Below are 6,839 nucleotides of genomic sequence, written 5' to 3' on the forward strand. Positions count from 1 at the left end.
TTGTTCAACGAATTTGCAATTCAGGACACTAGGGTCATTGACCTTCAGCCTGTCGTTTGGGCAAGCGCACGCTGCGCCTGAGGCCAGGCGTTTATTCAAGCAGCTCACATAGGCTCATGCCAAAAAAGCGTCGCACCCGGTTTTCAAGATCAGTGCACCCACTACCACGATGAATACGCCGCGCACAAAGCCTGCGCCGTGCTTGAGTGCCAGGCGGGTGCCGATCAGACTGCCCACCACGTTGGCCACGGCCATGGTCAGGCCAATGTGCCACCACACATGGCCTTTCATGGCAAACAGCGCAATGGCTGATACGTTGGTGGCCACGTTGAGCAGCTTGGCCGAGGCCGAGGCGTTGAGAAAGTCGTAACCCAGCAGTCGTACGAATAAAAAAATAAAGAAGCTGCCGGTACCGGGACCAAAAAAACCGTCGTACCAGCCGATCACCAGGCCGATCAAGCAGGCCAGTGCAGTTTCTTTTCGCTGGCTGTGGCGCGGGGCGTGGGTGCGCCCCAGGTCTTTTTTCATCACCGTGTACAGCAGCACGGCGAGCAGGATGAAAGGCAGCAGTCGGCGCAGAAAACCAGGATCAATCAGCGTGACCACCCACGCGCCGATGAATGAGCCAATCAGCGCCGCTCCGGTGGCGGGCAGCAGCACCGGCCAGCGCATGCGCACGCGGCGGCTGAATTGTGCGGTGGCGATGCTGGTGCCCCAGACCGAGGCGCTTTTGTTGGTGCCAAACAAGGTGGCGGGCGTAGCCGCCGGAAAGGTGGCAAACAGCGCGGGAATCAAAATCAGACCGCCGCCGCCCACGATCGAGTCCACCATGCCCGCCATCAAGGAGGCGGCCGAGACGATCAGCAAATCCATGTCAGTTTCTTTTTTTTGCTATTATTATGGTAGCTATAAACGCCGAATATAAAGGCACCAGTATCCAATTTGAACTGGATTATCGCTGAGTGATGGCGTCTGGCCCATCAGCCAAGAAAAAAGGCACCAGAGGTGCCTTCAAAAAAGTTTTTATGGAGTCGGTGCTACAGCCGATCGGTTATGAGTGTGATGGTTTTTTACAGATGCTGTCTCCTCGGCCCTTGCCTTGGTCATGCAGACCAAGGGAACTGAGTGGGTTGACTATAGCGGTGCGGCTGGGGGCGGCCTATTCGGGATTGCCCCAAGTGAATGGCTGATTTCAACGTTTTCGGGCAGGTTTGTCACTGTCGTGCCCCAACTGCGGCAGCACTGACCCCTCGCCCAGCCGCAGCAGGCCGCTCTGGCTGTACACGGCCAGTTTGCCGCGCGTGTCGGTGATGTCCAGGTTGCGCATGGTCAGCTGGCCGATGCGGTCCAGCGGGCTGAAGGGCGCGTTCTCGACCTTCTCCATCGACAGCCGCTCGGGCGCGTAGGTCAGGTTGGGCGACTCAGTGTTGAGCAGGCTGTAGTCGTTGCCGCGGCGCATCTCCAGCGTCACCTCGCCGGTGATGGCGTTCGCCACCCAGCGCTGGGCGGTTTCGCGCAGCATGATGGCCTGCGGGTCGAACCAGCGGCCCTGGTACAGCAGTCGGCCCAGACGCAGGCCATTGATGCGGTACTGCTCGATGGTGTCTTCGTTGTGGATGCCGGTCACCAGCCGTTCGTAGGCGATGTGCAGCAAGGCCATGCCGGGCGCTTCGTAGATGCCGCGGCTTTTGGCTTCGATGATGCGGTTTTCGATCTGGTCGCTCATCCCTAAGCCATGACGGCCACCGATGCGGTTGGCCTCCAGAAACAGCTCGACCGGATCAGCAAACTCTTTGCCATTGAGCGCCACCGGCTGGCCTTCTTCAAAGCGCACCCGTACTTCTTCGGGTTTGACCTCGACCTCAGGCTTCCAGAACGCCACGCCCATGATCGGGTTGACGATGCGGATGCCGCTGTTCAGCTCCTCCAGGTCCTTGGCCTCGTGGGTCGCGCCCAGCATGTTGGAATCGGTCGAATAGGCCTTTTCGGTCGACATCTTGTAGTCAAAGCCGGCCTTCTGCATGAATTCCGACATTTCCTTGCGGCCGCCCAGCTCGTCGATGAAGCGCTGATCCAGCCAGGGCTTGTAGATCTTCAGACTCGGGTTGGCCAGCAAACCGTAGCGGTAAAAGCGCTCGATGTCATTGCCCTTGAACGTGCTGCCATCGCCCCAGATGTTGACGTCATCTTCCTTCATCGCTGTCACCAGCATGGTGCCGGTCACGGCCCGGCCCAGTGGCGTGGTGTTGAAGTAGGTGGTGCCGCCGGTACTGATGTGAAAGGCACCGCATTGCAGCGCTGCGATGCCCTCGTGCGCCAGTTGCAGGCGACAGTCGATCAGGCGCGCCTTTTCGGCGCCGTATTCCATCGCCTTGCGCGGGATGGCATCGTAATCGGACTCATCTGGCTGGCCCAGGTTGGCGGTGTAGGCGTAGGGCACGGCACCGTTTTGGCGCATCCACAGCAGGGCAGCGCTGGTGTCCAGGCCGCCCGAAAAAGCGATGCCGACTTTTTGGCCAGCGGGCAGGGATTGCAAGATGGTGGACATAAAGATGAATGCTTTCTTATCAGAGTGTGGCGGTTTGGTTGCGCTAAAACGCCATTGAAAGGCGTCATTATCGGCTCAGTTGTGGGGCAGATGAGGGGATCACACCGCCAGCGGGTCAACGTCGATGGCCCAGCGCAGCAAGGCGCGGTGTTCAGGCTGCGCGCGCAAATCGTGCAACAGGTTTTGGCAAGCGGCCAGCACGGCTTGCAGGGCGACGCGGGAAGGGCTTTCCAGCAGCATTTGGGCGCGCTCGATATTCGCTACCCGTTGCACCGCCAGAGGGACGGCGGGATACCAGTGGATTTGGCGCATGGCTGCCGCCAGCGGGTGCTCGGGCGCGGTCAGTTGCTGCTGCGCGGTGTGGGCCAAAGCCGTTAAAAAATTCTGCGCAACGGCTTGGCTGCGGCCTTCGGCGCGCAGCAACGCAAGGTGGCTGAAAGGGGGCAGTCCGGCCTGAGCGCGCTCTTGCAACTGGCGCGTGGCAAAGGCGAAGTAGTCGTGTTTTTTAAGCGCTTCGTACAGCGGGTGTTGCGGGTGGTGGGTTTGCACCCACATTTCGCTGCGGGTGCTGGTGGCGGCATCACGTCCGGCGCGGCCTGCGGCTTGCATGAGCAGGGCAAACAGCCGCTCGGGCGCGCGGAAGTCGCTGGAAAACAGCGCCGCATCAGGTTGCACGGCGGCTACCAGGGTGACGCGGCGAAAATCGTGGCCCTTGGCGATCATCTGGGTGCCCACCAGCACGTCCACATCGCCCGCGTGCACCTGGGCCAGTTGTGCCTCAAGCTGGCCTTTGCCGCGTGTGGAATCGGCGTCGATGCGGGTGATGCGGGCCGGACTGCCGTCGGGGCGGCGCACTTCGGTCAGCAGCTCGGCCAGGTGCTCTTGCAGTTGCTCGGTGCCGCGCCCGATGGTGCCGATGTCGAGGTTGCCGCACTCGGGGCAGGCGCGTGGCACGCGCTGGGTCAAGCCGCAATGGTGGCAGCGCAGCGTGCGGTCGATTTTGTGGAACACGCGAAAGGCGCTGCAATGCGGGCATTCGCTTTTCCAGCCGCAGTCGGCGCAGTGCAGCACGGGTGCCCAGCCGCGCCGGTTGAGCAGCAGCAGGGTTTGTTCACCACGCGCTACGCGCTCGGCCATGGCGGCCAGCAGCGGCGGGGCGATCAGCGTGCCCTTGGGCTGGCGCGTCATGTCGATGCGGCGCACGCGGGGCAGTCCGGCATCATCGGCTGGCCCGCTGGCACCGATGCGACGCGGCATGGCCAGGCGCTGATAACGGCCTGGGCCGCCGTCGGCTGCCGGGGTGCTGGCGTGCCAGCTTTCCAGCGAGGGCGTGGCCGAACCGAGAACAACTTTGGCCCCGGTGAGCTTGCCGCGGTACAGCGCCAGATCGCGGGCGGAATAACGCGCGCCTTCTTGCTGCTTGTAGCTGGGGTCGTGCTCTTCATCGACCACGATGAGCTTCAGATTGGGCATGGAGGCCAGTACGGCCACCCGCGTGCCCAGCACGATGCGCGCCGCACCGGTGTGTGCGGCCAGCCAGCTTTTCAGGCGCTGCGCGGGGGTTAGCCCGCTGTGCAGCGACACGCAGGTGGTCTGGCCAAAGCGGGCGGCAAAGCGCGCCTCCAGTTGCGGGGTGAGGTTGATTTCGGGCACCAACACCAGCGCCTGCGCATCCGGCTGGTGCGCCAGCAGCCGGGCGGTGGCTTGCATGTAGACCTCGGTCTTGCCGCTGCCAGTGGTACCAAACAGTAAAAACGGCCCGGATTGTTGTTCAATCTGCTCCAGGGCCAGAGCTTGCCCGGGCGACAGCACTTGCGCGGGTTGCAGCGTAGCCGCTGCATCGGTTTTTGATGCAGGCGAACGCTTGAGGCGACGTGCCATTTGCATGGTGCTGAGCGTGCGCAACTGCGGCGGCAGGGCGGCCAGGGCTACTTCGCCCAGCGCGCGTTGGTAATAGCGGGCAGTGAAGGCGATCAACTGTTGCCAGTGACCAGACAGGGGCGGCAGCCCGTCGAAGTGGCCCGCAATGGGCCGCACTTTGGCGCGCCAGTCGTCGGCTGGATGATCGGCTGCATTCCAAACCACACCCAGCACTTCGCGCTGGCCCAGTGGCACCCGCACGATGCTGCCGGGCGGCAAGGCGGCATCGCTGGCGTAGGTCAGCGGTTCGCCCAGGTTGCTGTGGGCAGGCGTGGGCACGGCGACGGCCAGCCAGTAAGTCATGGTCTGCTTTTGGTCACGACAAAAACCTGGGATGCATCAGAAGACGGCTGCATGGGAAGCTACACAGAGCTTGCTGGAAAAGGTGTGTTTGTACTTGCACTTTGGACGCTAAGTCATTGATAAGCACTGAATTTCCAGGTTGTCCTTCAAATTTGTGGATAACTTTGTTGAAAAGTCGGTGCAGCCCGTCTGGAAACCTTGCAGATGAAGGCTTTGCTTAGTCTGCTTGTGAAAAGGGCAAAAATAAAAATATATATAAATCAACAAGTTAGATTAATTGAAGGTGTGGTGCAACGGATGTGGTCTTGAGGAGGGCCGAATGGTGCCGGTTCTGGAGTTTTGTGCATAAGTCAAGCCCTGCAAGAAAAAAACTGTATTTTTTTTCTGCCACAAGTGCTTGACAAGGTGGCGTTGACGAGGTGCACCGCCACATCGCAACGCATCAACCGTCAGCGTGCACGCAATTGCCGCGAATAGCGGTGCACCTCGTCCACCAGATGGGCCACGTGGTCGGGCGGGGTGAACTGGCTAATGCCGTGGCCCAGGTTGAAGATGTGGGTGCTGCCGCGCGGGGCGGTGTCGGTGTGCGGACGACCAAAGGCGTCCAGCACTCGTCGCACTTCGGCGCGGATGGCTTCCGGCGGGGCGAACAGCATGTTCGGGTCAATGTTGCCTTGCAGGGCTTTGGCGTTTGTTGCGTCGGCATTTTCAGCCGCAGTGACGATGGCGCGGGCGCGACCCAGATCCATCGTCCAGTCCAGGCCCAGCACTTCGCAATCAAGCGCGCGCATCTCGGGCAGCCACAGTCCGCCGCCCTTGGTAAAGACGATGCGCGGCACCACCGCACCGTCAGCCCCGGTGCGCTTGAGCTGTGCCAGCACGCGCGCGGTGTAGGCCAGGCTGAAGGTCTGGAAAGCCCCATCGGCCAGCACGCCGCCCCAACTGTCGAACATCATCACGGCCTGCGCACCGGCATCGATTTGCGCATTCAGATACTGGGCCACGGCGTCGGCGTTGACGGCCAGCACGCGGTGCATCAAGTCAGGGCGGGCGTACATCAGCGTCTTGACGTGGCGGTAATCGCTGCTGCCACCGCCTTCGACCATGTAGCAGGCCAGCGTCCAGGGGCTGCCGGAAAAGCCGATCAGCGGCACTCGACCAGCCAGCGCGCGGCGGATGCTGGTGACGGCATCGAACACGTAGCGCAGCTTGGCCATGTCGGGCACCGCCAGGCTGGCCACAGCGGCTTCATCGCGCACCACGCGCTCAAACTTCGGCCCTTCGCCTTGCTGGAATGACAGCCCCAGCCCCATGGCGTCGGGCACGGTGAGGATGTCGCTGAACAAAATGGCCGCGTCCAGCGGGTAGCGCGCCAGCGGCTGCAAGGTCACTTCGGTGGCGTAATCCACGTTGGTGGCCAGCCCCATGAAGCTGCCCGCCTGCGCGCGCGTGGCGCAGTATTCAGGCAGGTAGCGCCCGGCCTGGCGCATCAGCCAGACGGGGGTGTAATCGGTGGCCTGACCCAGGCAGGCGCGCACAAAGGTGTCGTTTTTTAAGGGGGCGAAGCTCATGCGCCCGATTGTCGCAGCCTCTGGACGGCCAATTCTGGGAGGCCAATTAAAACCGACCTCGGCAAAACCGCCTACGGCTACGACCAGCTGGATCGCTTAACTCAAGCCACGCCAGGCAACGCCCTGCAGCCCCTTGGGCTGCCACTGGAACAGTACAGCTACGAGGCGGTGGACAACCGAACCAGCAGCGCCCATCAGCCGAAGGCGTGGGCCTACAACGACGATAACCCGTCGAATACCGTGTGAAACAATGCTTCAACTTCTACTTTTGACTGGCTCAGAAAACCGAGGGGATCTCAAAAAATTTGTTTCATCGGTACGCAGACAATAAGAGCGTGTTCAAAGTCTCAGGGTGATGGGTGTGGGATGCGGATTGGGATGGGCTGCAAGGCGCAAACCGCAGCGATACCTGGCGGTATCGCGAGGATTTGCAACGCAGCAGACCGCCCGAGGCCGCGCCCACACACCCGCGCAGAGACTTTGAACACGCTCTAACA

At 61.7% G+C, this 6,839-nt stretch carries 4 protein-coding genes; all 4 read right to left on the reverse strand.

The genetic code is table 11. The features are described from left to right. Nucleotides 1-114 precede the first annotated feature (114 nt). Entirely contained in the window at nt 115-873 is a 759-nt protein-coding gene (locus ACK5NW_RS09460; protein WP_416927376.1) for a TSUP family transporter, read from the reverse strand. Between the two features lie 319 nt (nt 874-1,192). Further along, a complete protein-coding gene (gene argG, locus ACK5NW_RS09465) occupies nt 1,193-2,548 on the reverse strand; it encodes an argininosuccinate synthase (protein ID WP_416927378.1) in 1,356 nt (451 codons plus the stop codon). A 99-nt stretch (nt 2,549-2,647) separates the two neighbouring features. Continuing rightward, entirely contained in the window at nt 2,648-4,771 is a 2,124-nt protein-coding gene (gene priA, locus ACK5NW_RS09470) for a replication restart helicase PriA (protein ID WP_416927380.1), read from the reverse strand. A gap of 449 nt (nt 4,772-5,220) precedes the next feature. Continuing rightward, a complete protein-coding gene (gene hemE / locus ACK5NW_RS09475; protein WP_416927382.1) occupies nt 5,221-6,342 on the reverse strand; it encodes a uroporphyrinogen decarboxylase in 1,122 nt (373 codons plus the stop codon). Between the last annotated feature and the right edge of the window lie 497 nt (nt 6,343-6,839).

It is taken from the genome of Ottowia sp., assembly GCF_047975795.1.
In the GTDB taxonomy this organism is placed as follows: domain Bacteria; phylum Pseudomonadota; class Gammaproteobacteria; order Burkholderiales; family Burkholderiaceae_C; genus Ottowia.

What these genes read in the sequence shown, in the direction of transcription:
- hemE (WP_416927382.1), bottom strand. Translation starts at nt 6,342, where the DNA reads ATGAGCTTCGCCCCCTTAAAAAACGACACCTTTGTGCGCGCCTGCCTG.
- ACK5NW_RS09460 (WP_416927376.1), bottom strand. Translation starts at nt 873, where the DNA reads ATGGATTTGCTGATCGTCTCGGCCGCCTCCTTGATGGCGGGCATGGTG.
- priA (WP_416927380.1), bottom strand. Translation starts at nt 4,771, where the DNA reads ATGACTTACTGGCTGGCCGTCGCCGTGCCCACGCCTGCCCACAGCAAC.
- argG (WP_416927378.1), bottom strand. Translation starts at nt 2,548, where the DNA reads ATGTCCACCATCTTGCAATCCCTGCCCGCTGGCCAAAAAGTCGGCATC.